The organism is Actibacterium naphthalenivorans (genome assembly GCF_014196965.1).
Lineage (GTDB): Bacteria > Pseudomonadota > Alphaproteobacteria > Rhodobacterales > Rhodobacteraceae > Actibacterium_A > Actibacterium_A naphthalenivorans.
Window position 1 is genome coordinate 23,603 of the sequence record NZ_JACIEQ010000004.1, and the last position, 21,071, is coordinate 44,673.

A 21,071-nucleotide genomic window follows, 5' to 3' on the forward strand; every position below is an offset into this window, starting at 1 on the left:
CTGTTGCGCCGGAAACTTTCTTGCCTCCGGCGGGGATATTTCCGGAAAGATGATGGGTCAGGTGCCGTAGGCGCGGGTGTCGCCCTTCACCTCTTCGGCGGCGTCGATCAGGGCGCCGGCGATCACGTCGAGTTCGGGCTTTGTCAGGCGTGCGGGCAGGCGTACATCGCAGGCGCGCATCAGCATGGCGCGGGTTTGCGGCAGTTTCGGCATTTCGCCGGGGATGAACTGCCAGTTCCAGAAGGCGCGGGCGTTGTCGGCCGACAGGCCGAAGACCTGAACGCCCACGCCACGGGCCTTGGCGGCGGACTGGAAGGCGCGGGCTTCGTCGTCGCTGTCGAACCCGACCATGTTGAACTGGATCGAGTCCGGGGCGCGGGTTTCGGGCAGCAGCGGGTCGGGCACGTGCAGCCAGGGGGTCCGGTTCAGCAGGCCGGCCACGTAATCGTGGTTGGCGCCGCCATCGCGGATGCGGCGGGCGACCTCGGGCAGTTGCGGGCGGATGACCGCGGCCGAGAGGTTCTGCATCCGGGTGTTATAGAGCGGCAGCTTGTTCTGCCAGTGGCCGAAACGATCCTGCACCACCGGGTGTTTCTTCCAGTTGTGTTCATAGGCGCCGGACATGATGATGGCACGGGCGATGAGGTCGGCGTCATCCGTGATCAGGATGCCGCCTTCGCCGGCGTTGATCATCTTGTAGGACTGGAACGAGAAGCAGCCGATCTTGCCCAGCGTGCCGATCTTCTTGCCGTGCCAGAGCGTGCCGAGCGAATGGGCAGCGTCTTCGATCACCGGGACGCCGCGCTGTTCGGCCAGGGCCATGATCGCGTCCATGTCGGATGTGTGGCCGCGCATGTGGCTGATCATCACGGCGGCGATATCATCGGTCAGTTTCGCTTCGAAATCGGCCATGTCGATGCGGTAATTTTCGGCCACCTCGACCAGCACCGGCTGGCAATCGGCGTGAACGATGGCCGAGGGGACGGCGGCGAAGGTGAAGGCCGGCACCAGCACCCTGGCGCCGCGCGGCAGGTCCAGCGCCTTGAGCGACAGGAACAGCGCGGCCGAGCAGGAGGCGACGGCCAGTGCGAATTTCACCCCCATGAAATCGGCGAATTCCTGTTCCAGCAGCGCCACCGGCGCGTTTTCGGGGGCGGTGTAGCGGAACAGGTCCCCGCTTTGCAGCAGGCGGTCGATCTCGGCCCGGGCGGCCTCGGGGATCGGCTCTGCGTCGTAGACATTGGGGGCGAGGGCCATGCGTGCACCTTTTCTGAATGTCACTTTCAGAAAAACTGTAAATGAGCCGCCGCCGATGGCCAACCGCTATTTGGCCCGGTGGCGGTTAAACGCCTATTCTGTCGCGCATCGCGTACCAGCTCATGGCCAGCGCGAGCAGCGGTGTGCGCAGGGCACTGCCGCCGGGGAAGCGGGGCGTGGGGATGCGGGCCATCAGATCGAACTGTTCGGCCTGTCCGGCGGTGGCCTCGGCCATGATCCGGCCGGCCAGCACCGCCAGCGCCACGCCGTGGCCGGAATAGCCCGAGGCCGACAGCATGTTGGCGGCGGGGCGGGTGAAGAAGGGCAGGCGGTTCATGGTGATGGCGAGCGTACCGCCCCAGGCGTAATCGGTTTTCACGTCGCGCAGATGCGGGAACACCTCCAGCATCGGTTTGCGCACGGTGGCGGCGATATCGGAGGGGAAGCGGTAGCCATAGCTTTCGCCGCCTCCGAACAGCAGGCGCTTGTCGGCGGAGAGGCGGAAGTAGTTGACCACGAACTTGCTGTCGGCGACGGCGACGTCCCTGGTCAGCACGGTGTCGGCGCGCTCGCCCAGCGGTTCGGTGGCGAGGATGAAATTGTTGATGGGCATGACGCGGGCGGCCACCTTGCGGTCGAGCCCGCCGAGATAGCCGTTGGCGGCAAGGATCACGTGATCGGCCGTGACCCGGCCCTTGTCTGTCTGCACCACGGCCTGGGCGCCGTGGCGGATGTGGTGGACATGAGAGCGTTCGTGCAGCCGCGCGCCGGCATCCGCGGCGGCGCGGGCCAGGCCAAAGGCGAAAGCGAGCGGGTGCAGGTGCCCCGCGCCCCAATCCACATAGCCGCCCTGATAGGCGGTGGTGCCGACGAGGGCCTGCATCTCGTCACGGGTGAGCGGTTCGATCAGGTCGTATTCATACTCGCGCAGCAGCTTTTCGGCATAGCCGTGGCTGTGCGGCACATCGGCCGCGTGCCAGTCGGCGTGGACGACGCCGGGGCGATAGGCGCAATCGATACCGTGATCGGCGATCAGCGCGGCGACCAGCGCCTTGGCGTCTTCGGCCAGGTGCCACAGGCGGGTGGCGTCTTCGTCGCCCATCAGCCGTTCCAGCGCATCCTGTTCCAGCCGCTGGCCGGAGCCGACCTGCCCGCCGTTGCGCCCCGAGGCGCCGAAGCCCATGCGGTGCGCCTCGAGCAGGACCACGTCATAACCGCGTCCGGCAAGGTGCAGCGCCGCCGAGAGGCCGGTATAGCCGCCGCCGATGACGCAGACATCGGCCCTGGTGTCGCCGCGCAGTTCCGGGAAGGGGCCGGGCGGGGTGGCGGTGGCGGCGTACCAGCTTTCGGGGTAGGTGCCGGGCCGGTCGTTGGAGAACAGAAGGTTCATACGTTCAACAGAAGATGTTCACGCTCCCACGGGCTGATGACCTGCAGGAATTCCTTGTATTCCAGCGTTTTGACGGCGGAGTAGACCTTGCAGAACTCTTCGCCCAGAACCGCGTGCATGTCGGGCGCCTCGTCGAACAGGTCAAGCGCCTCGTTCATGCCGCGGGGGATATCCTCGTCGCTGTCATAGGCGTCGCCCTTGAATTCCTCTTTGGGATATTTCGCCTCCATCAGGCCGAGATAGCCGCAGGCGAGCGAGGCGGCGATGCCCAGATAGGGGTTGCAATCCATCCCGGCGATGCGGTTTTCCAGCCGCCGCGCCTCGGGGCCCGATACGGGCACGCGCAGCCCGGTGGTGCGGTTGTCGCGGCCCCATTCGAGATTGATCGGGGCGGCGAAGTCGCGCACGTAGCGGCGATAGCTGTTCACATAGGGCGCCAGCAGCGCGATGACCGAGGGCAGGTGGCTTTGCATTCCGGCGATGAAATGCAGGAAGGCATGGCTTTCGGTGCCGTCGGGTTCGGAGAAGATGTTGGTGCCGGTTTCGATGTCCACCACCGAGTGGTGGATGTGCATGGCCGAGCCCGGCTCGTCCTGGATCGGCTTGGCCATGAAGGTGGCGAAGCAATCGTGGCGCAGGGCGGCCTCGCGGATCATGCGTTTGAAAAAGAAGATCTCGTCGGCCAGTTTCACCGGGTCGCCGTGGCGCAGGTTCATCTCGATCTGGCCGGCGCCGCCTTCCTGCAGGATGCCGTCAATCTCGAAGCCCTGGGCCTCGGCGAAATCGTAGATATCGTCGATCACGGGGCCGTATTCATCGACCGCAGACATCGAATAGGCCTGACGCGCGGCGGCGCGGCGGCCCGAGCGGCCCATCGGCGGCACGATCGGCTGGGCGGGGTCGATGTTGCGGGCGACCAGGAAGAACTCCATCTCGGGGGCGACGATCGGATCCCAGCCCTGGGCGTTGTAAAGTTCGACCACCCGCTTGAGCACGTTGCGCGGGGCGGTGGGCACCGGGTTTCCGGCCTGATCGTTGATCTCGTGGATCACCTGCAGCGTGACATCCGCCGACCACGGCGCGGCGGTGGCGGTGGACAGGTCGGGGGTGAGGATCATGTCGGGCTCGGTGAAGGCCTGGCCTTCGATATCTGTCCAGTCGCCGGTGATGGTTTGCAGGAAGATCGAGTTGGGCAGGTAGAAATGGCTTTGCTTGCCGAATTTCGAAGCGGGCATCGCCTTGCCGCGCGCCACACCGGCGATATCGGCGACGATGCATTCGACCTCGTCCAGGCGGCGACCCTGAAGATAATCGAGCGCGGCTTCGGGAAGGGAGTCGGTCCAGTCAGACATGGGGCACCTTGCGGGGGCTGAGGAAGAAGGCCGAGATCATCTCGGCCATGGCGGAATTGTCGGTGGGGGCGTCAAGCCGGGCGCTGGCGTCTTCGAGCAACGGGTCGGGCACGATGCCCCTGCCGCGTTCGCGGATCAGCCCGTCGATGAAGCCCGCGTCGAATTCGGGATGCGGCTGTACCGACAGCGCCCGGTCGCCATAGGCCAGCGCGGCATATTCGCATGACGGGCCGCTGCCGATGACGGTGGCATCGTCGGGAAGTTGCGTGACCTGATCCTGATGCCAGGCGTTCAGCGCCAGCGGCCGGCCGTTGACCGTGTATTCCTGCCGGCCCACGGCCCAGCCGCCGCTGAACTTCTCGACCTTGCCGCCAAGCGCCTGGGCGATGATCTGATGGCCAAAGCAGATGCCGACCATCGGCACATGCGCGGCATAGGCTTCGCGGATGAAGGCTTCGAGCGGCTTGATGAAGGGCAGATCGTCATAGGCGCCGTGGCGCGATCCGGTGATCAGCCAGCCGTCGGCCTCTTGCACGGTGTCGGGGAATTCCATGTCGACGACGCACCAGCGGCGGAAGTCGAAGCCGCGCCCGGCCAGAAGTTTTTCGAACATGTCGGGATAGGCGCCGTGCCGGACCCGAAGCACATCGGGTACGAGGCCGGTTTCTAGAATGCCGATCAGCATGGGATGCTCTTGTTGTTGTTTCCGCGACGGTAGCCGGGCCTGCGCCGCCCGGCAAGGGGGGCTATACCGTGTCGAGGTAAAGCTCGATCCGCTCTTCGTGGGAAAGCTCTGTGTAGAAGCGCTGTTCCTGCCGTTTGGTCAGCAGCAGGTTGCGGATCAGGCCGGGGGCGAAGATGCGGCGGATGTCGGGGCAACGCTCGAAGGCGTCCGTGGCGGCGGCCCAGCTGCCGGGCATCTGCGGCAGATCCAGCTCATAGGCGTTGCCGGTGATCGGGTCGGGCGGTTCGGCCTTGTCTTCCAGGCCCAGAAGCGCCGCGCCCAGCACCCCGGCAAGCATCAGATAGGGGTTGATATCGCCCCCCGCGACCCGGTGTTCGATGCGCCGCGCGGCGCTGGCGCCGCCGGGCACGCGCACCGCCGCGGTGCGGTTTTCATAGGCCCAGCAGATGCTCGTCGGTGCATGGGCGCCGGGCACCAGCCGGTCATAGGAATTGCCGTGCGGCGCGAACAGCAGGGTTGACCCGGGGATCGCCCGCAGGCACCCCGCGACCGCGTGCCGCAGCGCGTCAGAACCCCTGGGGCCGCCGTCATCGAAGATGTTGTCGCCCTGCGCGTCGAGGATCGAGAAATGCGTGTGCATCCCGTTGCCGGCGTAATCATCATAGGGTTTGGCCATGAAGCTGGCCGCGAAGCCGTGCTTGCGCGCCAGCCCGCGCACCAGCATCTTGAACAGCCAGGTATCGTCGGCCGCCTTCAGCGCGTCGGCCTGATGCACCAGGTTGATTTCGAACTGGCCCAGGCCGGCCTCGGAAATCGCGGTGTCGGCGGGAATGTCCATCGCCTCGCAGGCGTCGTAGAGATCGGTGAAGAACGTGTCGAACGCATCCAGCGCGCGCAGGGCCAGCGTATCGGCGCCGGGCCGGCGCTTGCCCGAGCGGGGCGAGGGCGGCACGCGCAGGCGGGTGCTGCTGTCGTCGATCATGTAGAATTCCAGCTCCGTGGCGACCACGGGGGTGAGGCCGAGCGCGCGGTAGCGGTTCATCACGCGGGCCAGCGCATGGCGCGGGTCGCCGTCAAAGGCGCGGCCGTCTTCGTGGAACATCCACAGCGGGAGCAGCGCCGTGGGCGCCTCGAGCCAGGGCATGGGCACGAAGCCGCGTTCGGTGGGGCGCAGCACCCCGTCTGGATCGCCGGCCTCGAACACCAGCGGGCTGTCTTCGATATCCTCGCCCCAGATGTCGAGGTTCAGCGCCGAGATCGGAAAGCGGGTGCCTTCGCTTTCGACCTTGCCGGCGAAACGGGTGGGGATGCGCTTGCCCCGCGGTTGACCGTTCAGATCAGAGGCCGCCACGCGGATCGTGCGGACCTCGGGGTGGGCCATCAGCCATTCGCTCATCTCAGAACCTGCGGTTTGAACCTGATGCGGGTGCGCGCGGCCTGTGGCAGATGCCGGTTCAGGCGGCGGTTCATCAGCCCGAACAGGGTGATGACGACCAGCGTCAGAAGGATGAAATACCCCGCCACGATCGGGTAGGGGATAAAGGGATTGAACGTCTTATCCGCGAAGTAGCTGGCATAGTAAAGGGCATCGCCCTTTTGCCGCCAGGCCGGGAAGCCCGAGAAATAGACCAGCGTGGTGGCGTGGAACAGAAAGATCGCCTCGTTGGTATAGGCGGGCCAGGCCAGCCGCAGCATCGTTGGCCAGATCACCCGGCGGAACTTGCTCCAGCCGGTCATGCCATAGGCGTCGGCGGCCTCGATATCGCCCTTCGGCACAGAGCGCAGGGCGCCGTAGAAGATCTCGGCGGAATAGGCGGCGGTGTTCAGGAACAGCACGATCAGCGCGCCCGCCCAGGCGCGGGTCAGCCAGCCGGTGCTGGCGGTCAGCGTGACGAAGCCCAGGTTCAGGTCGATGCCGTTTTTGGGCAGCAGCACGAAGCTTTCGTAGGCCAGGAAGAACTGGATGAACAGCGGCGAGCCGCGAAACAGGAAGATGAACCATTCGGCCGGTTTGCGGATCAGCCGGTGGTGGCTGTTTCTGGCCAGCGCCACGGCGGTGGCCAGGAAAAAGCCGAAGAACAGCGCAAGCGCGCCGAAATAGATATTCCAGATCAGGCCCGAGCCGATCAGCGTGACCTGCTCGCAGAGCGTGAAATCAGAGCGCGGCAGCAGGCGCTCTCCGACGCCGATGGAGCGGAAGGCATAGGCCTGAACGGTGTCCCAACAGCTCATGCGGGGGCCTTTCTCTGGGCTTCGCCGCCCATGGTGGCCTGCCCGTGCGAAAGGTTCCGTGTCAGCCGGCCCAGCAGGGCCTCGCTGATCCGGGTCAGGCCCAGATAGAACACCAGCAGCCCGAGGAAGTAGTAAAGCCGCCAGTCATCGTGCGGGTAGGCGTAGATCGTGGTTTTCGCCCCTCCCAGTTCCTTGGCCCAATAGACGATATCCTCGACCCCCAGCAGGAACAGCAGCGGCGTGGCCTTGATCAGGATCATCCACAGGTTCGACAGGCCGGGCAGCGCGTAGATCCACATCTGCGGCACGAGGATGCGCCAGAACGCCTGCCGATCGGACATGCCATAGGCCTCGGCGGTTTCCATCTGGGCGCGGGGCACGGCGCGCATCGCGCCATAGAGCACGTTGGCGGCAAAGGCGCCGAAGACCACGGCAAAGGCGAAGACGGCCATGAAGAACCCGTAGGTTTCATGCACCCATTGCGGGCTGGACGACAGCGGCAGCTTGGCCGCGGCGCAGACCACGAAATCATTGCCCTGGCGGATCGGTGCGTCCCAGTCGGGGCATCTGGCGTGATGGCGCAGCCATTCCAGACCCTGATCCATGGCGAAGGGCACGAACAGGAAGAAGGCGATATCGGGAATGCCGCGCACCATCGCGCTATAGGCCTTGCCGATCAGCCGCAGCGGAAGAAAGGGCGAGCGTGCCGCCATCGCCCCGCCGAAGCCGAAGGCCAGCGCGGCGGGCGCGGTGATCAGCAACAGCACCATCACGACCCCGAAGGAGCCGTAAAATGCCATATGCTTGCCATTGGTCAGATAGCAGGCGAACCAGGCAAGGCCATCAAGGCTGGATGGGTCTGAGCAATTGGAGAACATGCGGAAATGGCGGGGCCAGAGGCGGCCCCGCCGGCGCGGTCATCAGTAGGTCACGATGTCTTCGCCGAACCATTTGATGAGCATGGCGTTCAGCGTGCCGTCTTCTTTCATCGAGGTGATGGCGGCATCGAATTTCGCCTTCAGCTCGGTGTCGGATTCGCGCAGGCCGATGCCGATGCCGCCGCCCAGCGACACGTCGGTGCCGGCCCAGACAAGCTCGGATTCCGCGACGATCGGCGCCAGGTAATCCTTGTCGGCGAACACGGCGTCGGCCTCGCCGTTCTTGACGGCGGCGACGGATTCGTCGGGGGTGGCGAATTCCAGCAGCGTGGCGCCGGTTTCAGCGACATAGCCGGCCTGAATGGTGGCGGTCTGCGCGGCGATCACGCCGGCCTTCACATCCACGTCGCCGTCCAGCGCGGCATAGGCGGATGACGCGGGCGGATAGTAGTTCTGGGTGAAGTCGATCACCTCGTCGCGCTCGTCGGTGATGCTCATGCCGGCGATGATCGTGTCATAGTTGCCCGACACCAGGTTGGGGATGATGCTGTCCCACTCGTTGGTCACCCATTCACAGGTCAGTTCGGCGCGCGAGCACAGCTCGTCGCCCAGCTCGCGCTCGAACCCGTCGATCTCGCCGTCATCGTTGATGAAGTTATACGGAGGATAGGCGCCCTCGGTGCCCATGCGCACGGTCATGCCATGGCTTTCGGCCAGGGCCATGCCGGACGTCAGGGCGAGGGCCGCGGTGGTCAGGATCAGTTTTTTCATGGTGATACTCCCGTGTTGAGGTCTTGTTGTCGGTGTCAGGCAGAGACGGTGGCGCTGAGGAACTGGCGCAGGCGGTCGGTTTGCGGGTCGGCGAGGATCTCGGCGGGCGGGCCCTGTTCCTCGATCCGGCCCTGATGCAGGAACACGACATGGTCGGACACATCCGCCGCCATGCGCATGTCATGGGTGACGATGATCATCGTGCGCCCCTCGTCGGCCAGCGCGCGGATCACCTTGACCACCTCCTGCTCAAGCTCGGGGTCGAGCGCGGAGGTCGGTTCGTCGAACAGCAGGGCGCGGGGTTCCATGCACAGGGCGCGGGCGATGGCGGCGCGTTGTTGCTGGCCCCCCGAAAGCTGGGCCGGGTAGGCATCGCATTTGTCGCCGATCCCGACCTTGTCGAGCAGGGCGCGGGCGCGGGCCTCTACCTCATCGGGGGCGTGACCCAGCACGATCAGCGGCGCTTCCATCACGTTTTGCAGGATGGTCATATGGGCCCAGAGGTTGAACTGCTGGAACACCATCGACAGGTTGGTGCGGATGCGGATCACCTGTTTGCGGTCCGCCGGCTGGCGGCGCTGGCCTTCGCCGCGCCAGCGCACCGGCTCTCCGTCGAACAGGATTTCGCCCTTCTGGCTGTCTTCCAGCAGGTTGGCGCAGCGCAGAAGCGTGGATTTACCCGAGCCCGAAGAGCCGATGAGCGACACGACATCGCCCTTCTTCGCGGCGATGTCGACACCTTTGAGCACCTCCAGCGCGCCGAAGCTTTTGTGGAGGTTCCGGATTTCGATGACGGGCGGTGCTTTGGGGGTCACGAAGGGCCGCTTCTGTTGCTTTCAAGCGGGAATAAGGGCGTAAAAAAACGGCGAATGCAACGGCTCCTGGGCATATTACGTGTGGGAAAGCCTAAGAAACAGGCATGTCGGCAGGGTCGTGCCCGGGGCCGGGCGGTGTGGGAACGCCGATATAGGCCGAAAGAGGGATGCGGATCACGCCGGTGACGCCAAGCGCGGCGCGGTCCGCGGGGGGAAGGGCGGCGATGGCGGTGCGCAGCGCGCGCCGGTGCGGGGCCGGGTCTGTGCCTTTGGCGGCGACGAAGGCCTGGCCGGGGGCGGCCCCTGTGTGCCCGATCACCCGCAGCGCGCGCGCCGCCGGATCGTGCCGCAGCATCGCCCGCCAGCTTATGGCGTCGATCGCGGCGATATCGGCGCGGCCTTCGGCAATCTCGATGGCGCTTTGGCGGTGGGCGCCGGTGGCACGGGTGCGGCGAAAGCGGAAGCCCAGCTTCGCGGCGGCAAGCTGCGGCGCGGCCCAGCCGGAATGCGAAAGCGCCTCGTTATAGGCAAAGACCCGGTCGGCATAGGCGGGCAGATCGGTGCTGTCGCCCGCGCGCACCACGAAGAGGCTGCGGTAATGGCCCGGCGGCGTGTCCTCCAGCCCGTAGTCGGCGGTGGCGATCAGGGTCAGCCGGTCATGGAGCCGCGCGCGCAGCGGCAGGCCGCAGATCTGGCCCAGCACAAGCTGCGGGTGCTGCCAGCCCTGCCAGATATCCATGTCGCGGGTCAGGGTATCGGGCGCGGCCACGCCCTCGGCGCGCAGCGCGTCGCGGGTGAGCGCCCAGAATGTATCATGCGCGGCCGCGTTTTCGGGCCGGTCGTACATTGGCAGGGCGGCGATCATGTGCGCCGGGCTTCGACCCGCTGGCGGGCAAGGTTGCTGTCGCGGTCATTGACGCCCAGCAGATTGGCCACGAGCCGCAGCAGCGCGTCTTCCTCATGGTCGCGCACGCCATCGGCCAGCACCACATCCCACAGCGCCTCGATCACCGCTTCGCGTTCTTCATAGGCGACGGCATCCTTGATGGCGCGGGTGAAGCGGACGGTATCGGGCGCCTCTGATTCCAGCACTTCGGCGTCGCGGCGCAGGGCCACGGCCTCGAACGGGGACAGCCCGTAGCGGGTGGCCAGGATACGGTCGATGCGCGCCACCTCATCCTCGGCATAGTCGCCATCGGATTTCGCGACGCGCACGAGAAGCGCGGCAAGCGCAAAGCGGGCGTCGGCGCCGGCGAGGGGGGCGGGTTGCGGCTGGATCAGCCGCGAGAGGAAATCTGCGAACATGGGGCACATATATGCCGCGACACGGGCGGGGCCAAGGGGCCTTCAGCCCAGCGGCGGGGTGCGCTGGAAAATGATGTCGTCGATGGCGATGCCGCCGGGATCGGTGTTGGTGATCAGAATGCCGGCGATATCGGGGCGGTTGCCGGCGCGGCGCCAGCCAAGCGCCACCACGCCCGCCGCCGGGATGTGGCGCAGGGTGGCAAGGCGGCGGCCATCGCGGGCGAAGAAGGCGACCGTGACCGGGCCGGTTTCCGGCGCGGCACCCAACGGGGCGGGGTATTGCGCGTGCAGCCGCAGGCCGAGCGCGTATTGGTCATGGTCGAACAGGATGGCCACCGCGCCTTCGCCCCGCCCCGAGATCCGCGCGAACCCGTCGGACCCGAGCGGGAACAGCGCGTTGGAGCCGAAACCGCGATGAAAGGCGACGGCGAGGTTCTCGCCCGGCCGGCCGGGGCGCACCGTCAGCGGCGCGGCGGGGGCAGCCGCGTCGGGCAGGTCATGGGCGCTTGCGCCGGGCGCCAGCGACTGGCCGGCGAAACGCTCGCCCAGCCAGAGGCCGGGAAGGCGGAGGGCTTGGTCGAAGTTCAGCCCCGGCTCTGCCCGCCAGGGCAGGGTTTCGAAGGCGACGATCCCGTCAAGCTCGGCCCGCAGGGTGGCATAGCTTTCGGCGGCGATGTGTTGCGCGCGGGCGGGCAGGGCGAAGGCGGCGCAAAGGGCCAGGGCAAGACGCGGGAGGCGCAGGATCATGCGATCCCTTTCCGGTTTGCCGCCCCTTGCCCCGGCGCGCGCGCCGCGCGGTCAGGCGCGGGCGGCGGTGATCACACCAGCCGCTCCACCTCTTTGGCGGCGCGCACGAAATCGGCGAACAGCGGGTGCGGGGCGAAGGGTTTGGATTTCAGCTCGGGGTGGAACTGAACACCGATGAACCAGGGGTGATCCTTGACCTCGACAATCTCGGGCAGGCGGCCATCGGGGGACATGCCGGAAAAGCACAGGCCATGTTGCTCGAGACTTTCGCGGAATTTGGTGTCCACCTCGTAGCGGTGGCGGTGGCGTTCCTCGATCGAGGTGCAGCCATAGACCTGCGCCACTTTCGAGCCCTTGGTCAGCGAGGCGGTATAGGCGCCCAGGCGCATGGTGCCGCCCTTGTCGTCATCCAGCTTGCGGGCCACGGTATGGTTGCCCTTGACCCATTCCTTGAGGTGATAGACCACCGGGGTAAAACGTTTCCTGCCGGCCTCGTGGTCGAACTCCTCGGACCCCGCGTCGGCCATGCCGCCCAGATTGCGCGCGGCCTCGATCACCGCCATCTGCATGCCGAGGCAAATGCCCAGATAGGGGATCTTGCGTTCGCGCGCGAATTGCGCGGCCTTGATCTTGCCCTCGGTGCCGCGCTCGCCAAAGCCGCCGGGCACGAGGATGGCGTGGAACCCTTCCAGATAGGGCGCGGGATCTTCGCGTTCGAAGATCTCGGCGTCGATCCATTCGGATTTCACCCGCACCCGGTTGGCCATGCCGCCATGGGTCAGCGCCTCGGCGATCGATTTGTAGGCGTCTTCGAGCCGGGTGTATTTGCCGACGATCGCCACACGCACCTCGCCCTCGGCATTGACCAGCCTGTCCATCACGTCTTCCCAGCGCGACAGTTCGGGCCTGGGCGCGGGGCTGATCCGGAACGCATCCAGCACCGCCTGATCCAGCCCTTCGCGGTGATAGGCCAGCGGGGCCTCGTAGATGGTTTCCAGATCGGGGGCGGCGATCACCGCGTCCTTGCGCACGTTGCAGAACTGCGCGATCTTCTCGCGCTCTTTCTCGGGGATCGGGTGTTCCGAGCGCAGCAGCAGGATATCGGGCGCGATCCCGATCGAGCGCAGCTCCTTGACCGAATGCTGGGTCGGCTTCGTCTTCAGCTCTCCGGCCGAGGCGATATAGGGCAGCAGGGTCAGGTGCATGAAGATGCACTGGCCCAGCGGCTTGTCCTGGCTGAACTGGCGGATCGCTTCGAAGAAGGGCAGGCCCTCGATATCGCCGACGGTGCCGCCGATCTCGCAGAGCATGAAATCGACCTCATCCTCGCCGATCGAGATGAAATCCTTGATCTCGTCGGTGACGTGGGGGATCACCTGGATGGTCTTGCCGAGATAATCGCCGCGGCGCTCTTTCTCCAGCACGGTGGAATAGATGCGGCCGGAGCTGACGGAATCGGTGGCCCGCGCGGCAACGCCGGTGAAACGCTCGTAATGGCCAAGGTCGAGATCGGTTTCGGCGCCGTCATCGGTGACGAACACCTCGCCATGTTCGAAGGGCGACATCGTGCCGGGATCGACGTTCAGATAGGGATCAAGCTTGCGCAGCCGCACCGAAAAGCCGCGCGCCTGCAGCAGCGCGCCGAGCGCGGCAGAGGCAAGACCCTTGCCAAGTGAGGAGACAACGCCGCCCGTGATGAAAATGAAACGTGCCATATGGCTGGCATCCCCCGTGAATTGTCATGTTTCGGCTGTTCGATTCGGCCTTCGACAGCCGCAGCATCACGGGATTTAACGTATAACGGATTCGCGAACGCCCCGCAACCGCACCGCAAGATGCTGGGGCGAATTGTCCGCCCGAATCAATGTTTAGTGGTTTTTCTTACTCCGCGCGGGGCGGCAGAAGCGGTGCGTCGCTGGGTGTGGGCGGCAGAAGATCATCGGCCGGCGCGGTTTCCTGCTGCACCGCCGGGGCCGGGGCGCCCAGCCTGTCCAGCACCGAGGTGCCCGCCGATTTTTCCGCGGCGATGAAGGTCAGCACGATCGAGGTGACGATGAAGCCGGCGGCGAAGATCCAGGTCAGCTTGCCCAGGGCCGTGGCCGCGGCCCGGCCCGACATCACGCCGCCGCCACCGCCACCGCCGCCCATGCCCAGCCCGCCGCCTTCGGAGCGTTGCAGCAGCACGACCCCGATCAGGCAGAGCGCGAGGATCAGGTGGATGGTAAGGACGACGTTTTCCATGAGGCGCGGATCCGGGCTTTTGTTCGACGCGTCTATCTAGGCGCTTGGGGCGGGGCTCGCAACCCCTGTTGGCGGAAGGGGGGCCCGGCCGCCTCATTCATCCACGTCATCCACATCGGTCTGGCCCGAAAGGCGCCGGCGCACCCGGCTCCAGCTCAGGCCGATGCCCAGCACGGCGGAGGTGGCAAACAGGCCGAGCCACAGGTTGAGGCTGGGATTGTCCAGCGTCAGCACGCCCCAGTCGATCAGCACCCAGATCAGCGCGCCCACCAGCGCGGCGACCAGAAGCATGCCGAACGCCCCGATCGAGCGCAGCGTGGCGCGCAGGTAGATGATATAGCCGACCAGAAGCACCAGCCCCGTCAGCACCGCCAGCGGCAGGCTTTCGCGGTAGTTCTCCATCGCCCAGCGGGTGAAATTCCACCGCGTCGGGTTATAGGTGAGCGACAGCAACACAAAGGCGAACCCCCAGCGCAAAACGATACCGGACATCACACGCTTCTTTCTTTCGGCGCTTTGGTGGCGCACCTGCAGTGGCCTGTCCAGCCCCGGGGTGAATTTGGCGTTTGCGGGCCAGGGCGCGGGCGGCTATACGGGCGCGGGTTTTCCGCAAGTGCAAGGATCAGCTATGGCAAATGTCGTCGTCGTCGGCGCCCAGTGGGGCGACGAAGGAAAAGGCAAGATCGTCGACTGGCTCTCGGAGCGCGCAGATGTGATCGCGCGCTTTCAGGGCGGTCACAACGCCGGCCACACGCTGGTCATCGACGGCGAGGTGTTCAAACTGTCGCTGCTGCCCTCGGGCATCGTGCGCAAGGGCAAACGCTCTGTCATCGGCAACGGCGTGGTGCTGGACCCCTGGGCGCTGATTGACGAGATCGCGCGGCTGACCGCGCAGGGGGTGGAGATTTCGCCCGACAACCTGATGATCGCCGAGAACACGCCACTGATCCTGCCGGTGCATGGAGAGCTGGACCGGGCGCGCGAAAACCAGAACGCGGTGGCCAAGATCGGCACCACCGGGCGCGGCATCGGCCCGGCCTATGAAGATAAGGTCGGCCGGCGTACCGTTCGGGTGGCCGATCTGGCCGACAAGGCCACGCTGGAGCTGCGGGTGGACCGGCTGCTGGTGCATCACGATGCGCTGCGCCGCGGCCTCGGCCTGCCGGAGGTGGACCGCGCCGCGCTGCTGGCCCAGCTTGAAGAGGTGGCGCCGAAGATCCTGCCCTTCGCCGCGCCGGTCTGGAAGGTGCTGAACGAAGACCGCCGCGCCGGCAAGCGCATCCTGTTCGAAGGCGCGCAGGGCGCGCTGCTGGATGTTGATTTCGGAACCTATCCGTTTGTCACATCGTCCAACACCATGGCGGGCATGGCTGCCACCGGCACCGGTCTGGGGCCGGGGGCGGTGGATTTCGTGCTGGGCATCGTCAAGGCCTATACCACCCGCGTCGGCGAGGGCCCGTTCCCGACAGAGCTGGACGATGACAATGGTCAGCGCCTCGGCGAACGCGGGCGCGAATTCGGCACCGTGACCGGGCGCAAGCGCCGCTGCGGCTGGTTCGACGCGGTTCTGGTGCGCCAGACCTGCGCCACCTCGGGCGTGTCGGGCATCGCCCTGACCAAGCTCGATGTGCTCGACGGGTTCGACGAGCTGAAGATCTGCACCGGCTACGAGCTCGACGGCAGGATGCTGGATTATCTGCCGACCGCCGCCGATCAACAGGCCCGCGTGACACCGGTGTACGAAACGCTGGAAGGCTGGCCCGACAGCACGGCGGGCGCGCGCAGCTGGGCCGAACTGCCTGCCGCCGCGGTGAAATACGTGCGCCGGGTCGAAGAGTTGATCCAGTGTCCGGTGGCGCTGTTGTCGACCTCGCCCGAGCGGGACGACACCATCCTTGTCACCGACCCGTTCGCCGACTGATGGCGCTGTCCTACAAGGCGCGGCGGCGCTGGTCGCTGGTGATTCTGCTGATCGGGCTACCGCTCTATATCGTGCTGGCGGTGACGCTGGCGGGGTTGATCGACCGGCCGTCGGTTCTTGTGGAGCTGGCGATCTACGTGGGGCTGGGATTCCTGTGGATTCTGCCGTTCCGGTTCGTGTTTCGCGGCGTCGGCAAGGCAGACCCCGAGGCGCAAGATGCCGGGGCGAAAAAAAACGGGGCGGAAGACCCTTAGGTCTTCCGCCCCATACTCGTTACCCTTCACGGAACCGGGATATCTGGCCCGATCTTGCCCGCGCGCTCAAGACATAAAGCGCGAGGTTTTCGAAATGATGAACTGACCCCGTTTGACCCGTTCGAAAGGCCCCTCCCGAAGGTGCCGGCCAAACGCGCGCAGGCTGTCCTCGCGCGCGAATTCCTTGCCGCGCGGCGTGCTGGCCACAAGCTCCATCACCTGCGGCCGGGTAAAGATGTCGTCTTCGCGGGCACGCACCGCATAGGCGGCGGCGGCTTCGATCATGTCGGACAGATCCGTGGCCCCCATCCGCGCGGCGAAATCGGCAAAGCTTTCCTCGGCGGCGAAAATATTGCTGTCGTCCTGCTCCTCGACCACGGATTTCAGCGCCAGATTGCCGGTGCTGCCATGTTCCGGAGAATCGATGCGCTGTTCGGAAACCAGCACCAGCGGCGGCATCCGGTTGCCGCGGGCGCTGCGGCCGCCGGGGCGCACCACATGGGCCAGGTCTTCGCGGTAGGGGTGTTTTTCGGCCTCGGCCTCGGCCTCTCCGTTGCGGCCCGGGCGGGCCCGGCGTTCGGCCACGGTGGCGGCGACGGCGGCCTTGAGGTGGGCGATGGCGGTGCGGCGGCGGCGATGCTCGCTGCCTTCCATCTTGGTGTTGATCTCGTCGACGAGGCGCGAGACATCGGCCTCTTCGGGCTTTCGCTTGCCACCGGGCCGGATGCGGCGCGGCGTGGCAGGGCCCGAGCGGACGGCGTCACGCTCCACCTCGGCCAGTTCGGCCATCAGATCGGCCTCTTCCTCTGCCGACAGGGCGGGCTCGGGCAGATCGCCCGGCGCGGCACCGATATCGGGCGTTCCGGTTTCCAGATCTGCCGTATCACCGGGCGCGGCCTCGGGCAGCCCGGACGGGACAGACTGCAGATCGGTGCGCTTGATTTTCATGACGCGGGCGCGGGCGCGCTCCACCGCCCGGCGCGCGGTGTCAGAGCCGGGGCGGCGCGTGATGTCTTCGTCGGGGTCCACGACGGGCGTTTTCGCGATGGCGGGCTCGGCGGGTTCCTCGGCCTGCGGCTCCGGCTCGGTGGCCGCGATCTCCGGCTCGGCGGGCGCTTCCTCGGGGGCCTCGGGCTCGGCGGGCTCTTCGGGCACGGCGGCGAATTCCGCGGCGGGGATTTCTTCCTCGGCCGGTTCTTCTTCGGCGGCGGGCTCCGGTTCGGCAAGCTCTTGCGGCGCGGCTACGGGTTCGGGGGCGGGCTCGGCTTCCGCCTCTTCCTCATACTCCTCGGTCGCGGTGGCGCGCAGCACGCTGGCCAGGACCGGGTCGATCTCCGGCTCCGTCACGGCGGTTTCGGGCTCTGCCTCTTGTTCGGGCAAGACCAGGGGCTCGGCCTCGGCGGGCTCTTCGGCGATCGGTTCTTCGGCAATGGTGTCTTCGTCGGCGGTTTCTTCAACCGCCTCTTCGCGCGGGCTGTCTTCGATGATCGCGTCGGGCAGTTGCCCGGTCTCGTCGGCGGTGGCGCCCTCGAAGGCCGGGGATTCAGCGATCGGCTCTTCGACGGGTTCTTCCACCGGTTCTTCCACCGGTGCGGGGGCCATGACCGGGGCGGCGGGGGGCTGCGGAAGCTCCTCGTCTTCGACATAGGTTTCCGCCGGCTGCGCGAGGGGCGCCGCCGGGGCGGCGGTGCGCGCCGTGTCGACAGCGGCGCGGATGCGGGCAAGCTTGGCCGCGACCGAGCCGAGCTCCGGCGCGGCGGGGGCGGATGCCACGGGCGCGGGGGCTGCCGGCTCTGCCCGCGGCGCTTCGGGCCTTGGCGCTTCGGTTCGGGGCGTTTCGGGCATGGGGGCTTCGGCCACGGCCGGGGTGGCGGGGTCGGCGGCGGGCGTGTGCTGGCCATCGGCGGCCCGCAGCAGGATACCGCCATCATGCAGGCTGGCATCGACGCGGCGCCGGATCTCGCGCTCGGCGATGCGTTGCAGCATGTCCGCATCCGGCGTCGCGGGTTCGGCGCCGAAGTAACGGTCTTCCGCGGCGAGATCCCGGAAATACTCGGCGATCGCCTTCATCGTGCCGAACGAATCTTCGAATCCTTCGAGGGTGCAGGAAAATGTCCCGTAGGAAACCGTAAGAATTTTATTTGCACCGACCATCGGCAGGCTCGCCTTCTAACATTACCAGCAGCACCATGTTTACCATAGGCCGTTTCCAGAAATTGAACAGAAAGGAGATTTTTGGGGGGATTAATGGTGTTGGAATTGTGGTCTTAATCGTTCTGACGCAGATATTGCCACATGAAAGCCATGATTGTCCAAACTTCTGAACCAGTCGCGCTGATCGGCGGGGGCGCAGTCGCGCCAGCCGATCTGGCGGAAGTCTTAACGCGCGCGCCGGTTCTCGTGGCTGCGGATGGCGGGGCCGACCGTGCGCTTGCCGCGGGGCGCATGCCCGATGCGGTTGTCGGTGACATGGATTCCATCTCCGAGGCCGCCCGTGCCGCCATTCCCGCGGCGCGGCTGCATTGCGTACCGGAACAGGAGAGCACCGATTTCGACAAGTGTCTGCGGATGATAGAAGCGCCGCTGATCTTCGGGCTGGGGTTTCTCGGGCCGCGGCTGGACCATCAGCTTGCGGTGCTGACCGGGCTGACCCGGCAGACGGAAAAGCGCTGCATCCTGATCGGCGAGCACGACATCGCCTTTCTGTGCCCGCCGCGCCTGGCGATCACGCTGGAGCCGGGCACGCGGGTGTCGCTGTTTCCGATGGGTCCCGTCACCGGGCAGAGCCGGGGGCTGAAATGGCCGATCGACGGTATCGGCTTTGCGCCCGACGGGCGGATCGGCACGTCGAACGAGGCGACGGGCGGCGCCGTCGAGCTGACGGTGGCGGCGCCGCGCATGGTTGTGATCCTGCCCCGCGCGGCGCTGGCGGCCGCGGCCGGGGCATTGTCGGGCTGAACGCGCCGCCAAAACCGCGTGCGGGGCCGGGAATGGGCCTTTTTGCCCCTCGCGGCCAACGGACAGTTCTCCTATAACACCGGGGAGCCATAAAGGAGACCAGCCATGAGCGGAGAGCTTTCCCCGATCGACAAGGCCAAATTCGTCGCCGCCAAGCGCGCGGTCGATTTTGTCGAAGACGGTATGCGCGTGGGCCTTGGCACCGGTTCGACCGCGGCCTGGATGGTGCGGTGTCTGGGCGAGCTGGTGCGCGAGGACGGAATGCAGATCAAGGGTGTGCCGACATCGACGCGCACCGCCGAACTTGCCCGCCAGGTCGGGATCGAGGTGATTTCGCTGGACGAGGCGAAATGGCTGGATCTGACCATCGACGGCGCCGACGAGTTCGACGCCAACCTGAACCTGATCAAGGGCGGCGGCGGCGCGTTGCTGCAGGAAAAGATCGTGGCCACGGCCAGCGACCAGATGATCGTGATCGCCGACGTGGCCAAGGAGGTGGCGCAGCTTGGCGCCTTCCCGCTGCCGGTCGAGGTGATCCCGTTCGGCTGGCAGACCTCCAAGGCGCTGATCGAGGAGACGCTGATCAACCTCGATGTTCTGGGCCGCGACACCACGCTGCGGATGAACGGCGATGCGCCTTTCGTGACCGATGAGGGCAATTACCTGCTGGACATGCACCTGAGCCGCATCGGCAACGTGCGCCAGCTTGCGCTGGTGATCAACCAGATCCCCGGCGTGGTCGAGAACGGCCTGTTCATAGATATCTGCGATGTCGTGGTGATCGGCCATGGCGACGGCAAGGTCGAGGTGCGCGACATCAACACCGGCACGGTCGAGGAAGACAAGATCGACTTTCTGGAAAACGACAATCTGTTCGCAGATTTCTGACGGCGCGGGGCAGCATGAGTTTTGACTTTGATCTATTCGTGATCGGCGGCGGGTCCGGCGGTGTGCGGGCGGCGCGTCTGGCGGCGTCCGAGGGCGGGGCGAAGGTGGGCCTGGCCGAGGAATACCGGATGGGCGGCACCTGTGTCATCCGTGGCTGCGTGCCGAAGAAGCTGATGGTCTTCGCCTCGGGCTATTCCGGCGGGTTCGAGGATGCGCGCGCCTATGGCTGGGATGTGACGGCCGGCGGCTTTGACTGGCCGCTGTTCAAGGGCAAGCTGCATGCGGAGCTTGACCGGCTGGAGGGCATCTATCGCACCAATCTGGACAAGGCCGGGGTGGAGATTTTCGACACCCGCGCCGTGCTCGAGGATGCGCATACGGTGAAGCTGGCCACCGGGCAGCGTTTCACCGCCAAGCACATTCTGGTCGCCGTCGGCGGCCGGCCCTTCGTGCCCGACATGCCGGGGGCCGAGCATGTGATCACCTCCAACGACATCTTCCATCTGGAGGCATTGCCCAGGGATATCCTGATCGTCGGCGGCGGTTTCATCGCCTGCGAATTTGCCTGCATCCTGAACGGGTTGGGCGTGGCGGTGACGCAATATTATCGCGGCGCGCAGATCCTGCGCGGCTTTGACGACGAGGCGCGCGGCCATGTGGCCGAGCTGATGCGCGAGCGGGGGGTGAACCTGCATGTCGGCACCGATGTGATCGAGATGAAGCCGGTCGAGGGCGGGATCTGGGTGAAATCCACCGACGGGCGCGAACATGTCTATGAAAAGGTGATGTATGCCACCGGCCGCGTGCCCAACACGGGCGGGCTGGGGCTGGAAGAGGCGGGCGTGAAGATCGGCCGCGGCGGCGCGGTGGAGGTGGATGACTATTCGCAGACCGTCGTGCCTTCGGTCTATGCGGTGGGCGACGTGACCAACCGCATCAACCTGACCCCGGTGGCGATCCGCGAGGGCGCGGCCTTTGTCGAAACCGTGTTCAAGGGCAACCCGACCAAGCCCGACCATGATCTGGTGGCCAGCGCCGTGTTCACCCAGCCCGAGCTTGGCACCGTCGGCCTGACCGAGGAACAGGCCGCCGAGCAGGAGGCGATCGAGGTCTACAGCACCTCGTTCCGGGCGATGCAGTCGCTCTTTGCCGGGCGGCCCGACCGGGTGATGATGAAGCTGATCGTCAGCAAGGCCAGCCGCAAGGTTCTGGGCTGTCATATCGTCGCGGATCATGCGGGCGAGCTGATCCAGCTGGCGGCGGTCGCGCTGAAGATGGGCGCGACGAAAGAGGATTTCGACCGGACCGTGGCGGTGCATCCGACCATGTCGGAAGAGCTTGTAACGATGAAGGCGCCGGTGCGCACGGCTTGATATC

Annotated in this window: 21 protein-coding genes; 5 read left to right on the top strand and 16 right to left on the bottom strand. The window is 66.3% G+C overall.

Features of this window, described 5'->3' with window-relative positions; genetic code table 11:
• Positions 1–57 precede the first annotated feature (57 nt).
• The 15 genes from GGR17_RS13905 to GGR17_RS13975 all read right to left on the bottom strand — a co-directional run bounded on the left by GGR17_RS13905 (position 58) and on the right by GGR17_RS13975 (position 14,165).
• Entirely contained in the window at positions 58–1,257 is a 1,200-nt protein-coding gene (locus tag GGR17_RS13905; protein ID WP_054539372.1) for a DegT/DnrJ/EryC1/StrS family aminotransferase, read from the bottom strand.
• 85 nt (positions 1,258–1,342) lie between these two features.
• Positions 1,343–2,647, bottom strand: a complete 1,305-nt coding sequence (locus GGR17_RS13910; RefSeq protein WP_054539371.1) for an NAD(P)/FAD-dependent oxidoreductase — start codon at positions 2,645–2,647, stop codon at positions 1,343–1,345.
• Complete coding sequence (locus GGR17_RS13915) at positions 2,644–3,999, bottom strand: glutamine synthetase family protein (protein WP_054539370.1); 1,356 nt, start codon at positions 3,997–3,999, stop codon at positions 2,644–2,646. The genes GGR17_RS13910 and GGR17_RS13915 overlap by 4 nt, the downstream gene beginning before the upstream one ends.
• The gene (locus GGR17_RS13920; protein ID WP_054539369.1) at positions 3,992–4,684 is read right to left on the bottom strand and encodes a type 1 glutamine amidotransferase; all 693 of its coding nucleotides are present in this window, start codon (positions 4,682–4,684) and stop codon (positions 3,992–3,994) included. The genes GGR17_RS13915 and GGR17_RS13920 overlap by 8 nt, the downstream gene beginning before the upstream one ends.
• A gap of 61 nt (positions 4,685–4,745) precedes the next feature.
• A complete protein-coding gene (locus GGR17_RS13925; RefSeq protein WP_054539368.1) occupies positions 4,746–6,080 on the bottom strand; it encodes a glutamine synthetase family protein in 1,335 nt (444 codons plus the stop codon).
• Complete coding sequence (locus GGR17_RS13930) at positions 6,077–6,916, bottom strand: ABC transporter permease (protein ID WP_054539367.1); 840 nt, start codon at positions 6,914–6,916, stop codon at positions 6,077–6,079. Before GGR17_RS13930 ends, GGR17_RS13925 begins: the two co-directional genes overlap by 4 nt.
• On the bottom strand, positions 6,913–7,794 hold the full coding sequence (locus tag GGR17_RS13935) for an ABC transporter permease (RefSeq protein ID WP_054539366.1): 882 nt from the start codon (positions 7,792–7,794) through the stop codon (positions 6,913–6,915). The genes GGR17_RS13930 and GGR17_RS13935 overlap by 4 nt, the downstream gene beginning before the upstream one ends.
• Positions 7,795–7,836: 42 nt before the next feature.
• Positions 7,837–8,565, bottom strand: coding sequence for a transporter substrate-binding domain-containing protein (locus GGR17_RS13940; RefSeq protein WP_054539365.1), 729 nt, complete (start codon positions 8,563–8,565; stop codon positions 7,837–7,839).
• Between the two features lie 35 nt (positions 8,566–8,600).
• Positions 8,601–9,380, bottom strand: a complete 780-nt coding sequence (locus GGR17_RS13945) for an ABC transporter ATP-binding protein (RefSeq protein WP_054539364.1) — start codon at positions 9,378–9,380, stop codon at positions 8,601–8,603.
• Between the two features lie 91 nt (positions 9,381–9,471).
• Positions 9,472–10,245, bottom strand: coding sequence for a phosphate/phosphite/phosphonate ABC transporter substrate-binding protein (locus GGR17_RS13950; RefSeq protein WP_054539363.1), 774 nt, complete (start codon positions 10,243–10,245; stop codon positions 9,472–9,474).
• Positions 10,242–10,685: a tellurite resistance TerB family protein gene (locus tag GGR17_RS13955; protein WP_037211264.1), complete on the bottom strand. Its 444-nt coding sequence runs from the start codon at positions 10,683–10,685 to the stop codon at positions 10,242–10,244. The genes GGR17_RS13950 and GGR17_RS13955 overlap by 4 nt, the downstream gene beginning before the upstream one ends.
• 42 nt (positions 10,686–10,727) lie before the next feature.
• Positions 10,728–11,432, bottom strand: a complete 705-nt coding sequence (locus GGR17_RS13960) for a hypothetical protein (RefSeq protein ID WP_054539362.1) — start codon at positions 11,430–11,432, stop codon at positions 10,728–10,730.
• Positions 11,433–11,503: 71 nt separating this feature from the next.
• Entirely contained in the window at positions 11,504–13,147 is a 1,644-nt protein-coding gene (locus GGR17_RS13965) for a CTP synthase (protein ID WP_054539361.1), read from the bottom strand.
• 166 nt (positions 13,148–13,313) lie between these two features.
• The gene (secG, locus tag GGR17_RS13970) at positions 13,314–13,673 is read right to left on the bottom strand and encodes a preprotein translocase subunit SecG (protein ID WP_037211257.1); all 360 of its coding nucleotides are present in this window, start codon (positions 13,671–13,673) and stop codon (positions 13,314–13,316) included.
• A 93-nt stretch (positions 13,674–13,766) separates the two neighbouring features.
• Positions 13,767–14,165, bottom strand: coding sequence for a DUF6524 family protein (locus GGR17_RS13975; RefSeq protein WP_054539360.1), 399 nt, complete (start codon positions 14,163–14,165; stop codon positions 13,767–13,769).
• A 136-nt stretch (positions 14,166–14,301) separates the two neighbouring features.
• On the opposite strand from GGR17_RS13975, the gene GGR17_RS13980 reads away from it, so the two are divergent.
• Together GGR17_RS13980 and GGR17_RS13985 are read left to right on the top strand one after the other, a co-directional pair.
• Positions 14,302–15,594 carry an adenylosuccinate synthase gene (locus GGR17_RS13980; RefSeq protein ID WP_054539359.1) on the top strand — a complete coding sequence of 431 codons (1,293 nt, stop codon included), beginning with the start codon at positions 14,302–14,304 and terminating at the stop codon, positions 15,592–15,594.
• Positions 15,594–15,848 carry a DUF2842 domain-containing protein gene (locus GGR17_RS13985; RefSeq protein WP_054539358.1) on the top strand — a complete coding sequence of 85 codons (255 nt, stop codon included), beginning with the start codon at positions 15,594–15,596 and terminating at the stop codon, positions 15,846–15,848. The genes GGR17_RS13980 and GGR17_RS13985 overlap by 1 nt, the downstream gene beginning before the upstream one ends.
• A gap of 66 nt (positions 15,849–15,914) precedes the next feature.
• On the opposite strand, the gene GGR17_RS13990 is transcribed toward GGR17_RS13985, so the two are convergent.
• Positions 15,915–18,002 (bottom strand): hypothetical protein, encoded by a 2,088-nt coding sequence (locus GGR17_RS13990; protein ID WP_054539357.1) that lies wholly within the window; start codon positions 18,000–18,002, stop codon positions 15,915–15,917.
• Between the two features lie 141 nt (positions 18,003–18,143).
• Between GGR17_RS13990 and GGR17_RS13995 the strand changes: the two genes are divergently transcribed.
• The 3 genes from GGR17_RS13995 (at position 18,144) to gor (ending at position 21,067) form a co-directional block, all read left to right on the top strand.
• On the top strand, positions 18,144–18,806 hold the full coding sequence (locus GGR17_RS13995; protein WP_054539356.1) for a thiamine diphosphokinase: 663 nt from the start codon (positions 18,144–18,146) through the stop codon (positions 18,804–18,806).
• A gap of 105 nt (positions 18,807–18,911) precedes the next feature.
• Positions 18,912–19,694 carry a ribose-5-phosphate isomerase RpiA gene (gene rpiA, locus GGR17_RS14000; protein WP_054539355.1) on the top strand — a complete coding sequence of 261 codons (783 nt, stop codon included), beginning with the start codon at positions 18,912–18,914 and terminating at the stop codon, positions 19,692–19,694.
• A gap of 14 nt (positions 19,695–19,708) precedes the next feature.
• Positions 19,709–21,067: a glutathione-disulfide reductase gene (gene gor, locus GGR17_RS14005; RefSeq protein ID WP_054539354.1), complete on the top strand. Its 1,359-nt coding sequence runs from the start codon at positions 19,709–19,711 to the stop codon at positions 21,065–21,067.
• Positions 21,068–21,071: the final 4 nt, after the last annotated feature.

Coding starts and splice junctions, on each gene's coding strand:
- GGR17_RS13905 (WP_054539372.1), bottom strand. CDS start 1,257: ATGGCCCTCGCCCCCAATGTCTACGACGCAGAGCCGATCCCCGAGGCC.
- GGR17_RS13910 (WP_054539371.1), bottom strand. CDS start 2,647: ATGAACCTTCTGTTCTCCAACGACCGGCCCGGCACCTACCCCGAAAGC.
- GGR17_RS13915 (WP_054539370.1), bottom strand. CDS start 3,999: ATGTCTGACTGGACCGACTCCCTTCCCGAAGCCGCGCTCGATTATCTT.
- GGR17_RS13920 (WP_054539369.1), bottom strand. CDS start 4,684: ATGCTGATCGGCATTCTAGAAACCGGCCTCGTACCCGATGTGCTTCGG.
- GGR17_RS13925 (WP_054539368.1), bottom strand. CDS start 6,080: ATGAGCGAATGGCTGATGGCCCACCCCGAGGTCCGCACGATCCGCGTG.
- GGR17_RS13930 (WP_054539367.1), bottom strand. CDS start 6,916: ATGAGCTGTTGGGACACCGTTCAGGCCTATGCCTTCCGCTCCATCGGC.
- GGR17_RS13935 (WP_054539366.1), bottom strand. CDS start 7,794: ATGTTCTCCAATTGCTCAGACCCATCCAGCCTTGATGGCCTTGCCTGG.
- GGR17_RS13940 (WP_054539365.1), bottom strand. CDS start 8,565: ATGAAAAAACTGATCCTGACCACCGCGGCCCTCGCCCTGACGTCCGGC.
- GGR17_RS13950 (WP_054539363.1), bottom strand. CDS start 10,245: ATGATCGCCGCCCTGCCAATGTACGACCGGCCCGAAAACGCGGCCGCG.
- GGR17_RS13955 (WP_037211264.1), bottom strand. CDS start 10,685: ATGTTCGCAGATTTCCTCTCGCGGCTGATCCAGCCGCAACCCGCCCCC.
- GGR17_RS13960 (WP_054539362.1), bottom strand. CDS start 11,432: ATGATCCTGCGCCTCCCGCGTCTTGCCCTGGCCCTTTGCGCCGCCTTC.
- GGR17_RS13965 (WP_054539361.1), bottom strand. CDS start 13,147: ATGGCACGTTTCATTTTCATCACGGGCGGCGTTGTCTCCTCACTTGGC.
- secG (WP_037211257.1), bottom strand. CDS start 13,673: ATGGAAAACGTCGTCCTTACCATCCACCTGATCCTCGCGCTCTGCCTG.
- GGR17_RS13975 (WP_054539360.1), bottom strand. CDS start 14,165: ATGTCCGGTATCGTTTTGCGCTGGGGGTTCGCCTTTGTGTTGCTGTCG.
- GGR17_RS13980 (WP_054539359.1), top strand. CDS start 14,302: ATGGCAAATGTCGTCGTCGTCGGCGCCCAGTGGGGCGACGAAGGAAAA.
- GGR17_RS13985 (WP_054539358.1), top strand. CDS start 15,594: ATGGCGCTGTCCTACAAGGCGCGGCGGCGCTGGTCGCTGGTGATTCTG.
- GGR17_RS13990 (WP_054539357.1), bottom strand. CDS start 18,002: ATGGTCGGTGCAAATAAAATTCTTACGGTTTCCTACGGGACATTTTCC.
- GGR17_RS13995 (WP_054539356.1), top strand. CDS start 18,144: ATGAAAGCCATGATTGTCCAAACTTCTGAACCAGTCGCGCTGATCGGC.
- rpiA (WP_054539355.1), top strand. CDS start 18,912: ATGAGCGGAGAGCTTTCCCCGATCGACAAGGCCAAATTCGTCGCCGCC.
- gor (WP_054539354.1), top strand. CDS start 19,709: ATGAGTTTTGACTTTGATCTATTCGTGATCGGCGGCGGGTCCGGCGGT.